This is a genomic window from Chamaesiphon sp. OTE_20_metabat_361 (assembly GCF_031364565.1).
The window spans coordinates 1-2,063 of the sequence record NZ_JANLWO010000616.1 but is presented as its reverse complement, the minus strand read 5'-3'; the positions used below and the strand labels follow the sequence as shown (position 1 = coordinate 2,063).

3 protein-coding genes are annotated in these 2,063 nt (G+C 48.1%); all 3 read left to right on the top strand.

What is annotated here, in order from left to right; all coding sequences use genetic code 11:
- Positions 1–358, top strand: a 358-nt coding sequence (locus tag RMO35_RS17700; protein WP_309742693.1) for an oleate hydratase, incomplete at its 5' end; no start/stop codon positions are given.
- A gap of 73 nt (positions 359–431) precedes the next feature.
- Positions 432–842: a VOC family protein gene (locus RMO35_RS17695; protein WP_309742691.1), complete on the top strand. Its 411-nt coding sequence runs from the start codon at positions 432–434 to the stop codon at positions 840–842.
- Between the two features lie 54 nt (positions 843–896).
- Complete coding sequence (locus tag RMO35_RS17690; RefSeq protein ID WP_309742689.1) at positions 897–1,763, top strand: NmrA/HSCARG family protein; 867 nt, start codon at positions 897–899, stop codon at positions 1,761–1,763.
- Positions 1,764–2,063 lie beyond the last annotated feature (300 nt).

The following is a 2,063-nucleotide window of genomic DNA, read 5'->3' as shown; positions in this document are numbered from 1 at the left end:
TGAATGCAATGGTGCTGAAATCCTCCAAGAACTTTGCGGTCATTTGCGCTTCGATCTGGATACTGTCGCATCGGCTAACTGTATTCCTTGCCGGATGCCATATATCACCAGTATGTTTATGCCGCGTTTGCATACCGATCGACCGATACCAATTCCACATAACTCCAGAAATATAGCATTGATCGGTCAGTTTGTCGAGATTCCTGAGGATGTCGTTTTTACTGTCGAGTATTCAGTGCGGGTGGCACAGATGGCGGTTTATCAATTCCTCAATATCGATAAAAAGATTCCACCGATTTCACCTAATGACAAGTCATTAAAAGTGGAATTTGAGGCATTGATTAAAGCATTTAAGTGATGCGAAAGATCCCCGACTTCTCTCGAAGAAGTCGGAGATCTGCGGGAGAAACGACCAGAACCAGGGGACACACATGAATCTTAAATATATTTGCACTAGATTGAATGTCGAAAACTATACAGATTGTAAGCTTTTCTACCAGAATGTTTTAGGTTTTAAGGTTTCGCTGAATGATGATGCTGAGGAATATGCAGAACTTGATGCAGGTACAACTAAAATTACGCTGCTCAATCGATCGCGGTTGAAAGACTACATCGACTCGCTCGAAACCGCAACCTACGATCGTCGCGATGCCAAGATGATTTTAACCTTTGCAGTGCCCGATTTAGATGACGCGATTCTCCAGTTGAAAGCCAAAGGCGTTCCCATCTTCAGCAGTCCTTGGCAATTCCCAGAGGAGGAAGGGCTAACAGGTGGGTTTCTCACTGCCTGTGTTCGCGATCCAGACGGCAATATCATCGAACTCGAACAAATCCTCAGCTAATTCACTCGCTTCAACTTACACATCAATTATTCACTAACGATCGCAGCAACTAAAATGGAAAATTCAAATCGCACAATTCTCGTGACTGGCGCAACTGGACATCAAGGTGGCGCAGTGGCTCATCATCTGTTAAAACGCGGGAACTTCCAGGTTCGGGCCTTAGTGCGGGACAAAAACAAACCCGCCGCTCAATCACTCAAACGATTGGGTGCAGAACTCTTCGTCGGCGATCTCGACCAGCAGGCGTCACTCGAACACGCTTTGCAAAATGTTTATGGCGTTTTTTCGATGCAGGGACTCAATGATGGCATCGAAGCCGAAATCCGTAAGGGCAAGGCTCTCGTAAACGTTGCCAAAGCGATGGGAATTGGGCATTTTGTCTACAGTTCGGTGGGTAGTGCCGAACGCCAAACTGGTGTGCCGCATTTCGATAGCAAGTTTCAAATCGAAGAATATGTCCGCGCTAGTGGCTTACCATACACGATTTTGCGTCCGGTGTTCTTCTTGTTCAACTATACCGCGATGCCATCGATCATTGAAACCGGAACGCTGTCCCTACCACTAAGTCCCGATACCAAATTGCAACAATTATCCGAAGAAGATTATGGCGAAATGGTCGCCGATGTATTCGCTCGGTTCACAGATTTTGCCAATCGCGAGATCGAAGTCGCCAGCGGGGAGATGACGATGCCAGAAATTGCAGCTACATTTAGTCGCGTTTTAGGCAAAAATGTCGCCTACCAACAAATTCCATTTGAGGCGTTCGAGCAGCAAGCTGGTGAGGAAATGACCACGATGTATCGCTGGTTTGAGAATGTCGGTTACGGCGCAGATTTGGCACAGTTGAAACGCGATTTTCCCGCTCCGACTGACTTTGAATCCTATTTACGCGAACATGACTGGGTAAAACAAGCCGCTTGAGTCGATTACCTGCTGACTGATACCAAATCCGCTGCAAAAACCCTTCTTTTGCTCTCGAAAAGGCAGCCCTCACCCCGCCCTCGCCTGCGGCTCTGGCTCCCCTCTGTCTTGTCGTTTTTTTATTCGGGGGGAACCCCCGAATAAAAACGCCGCTCCCAAGCTTGGGAGCGGCGCATCGAACGGGAGGTTCCCTCCCGTTTGTGTGCGCCAAGACAGAGGGGCTGGGGGTGAGGGCGAGGGGTTTCGCTCTCAAAAGAAGGGTTTGTGAAGCGGATTTAGTATTACCTCTTACCCCTCACC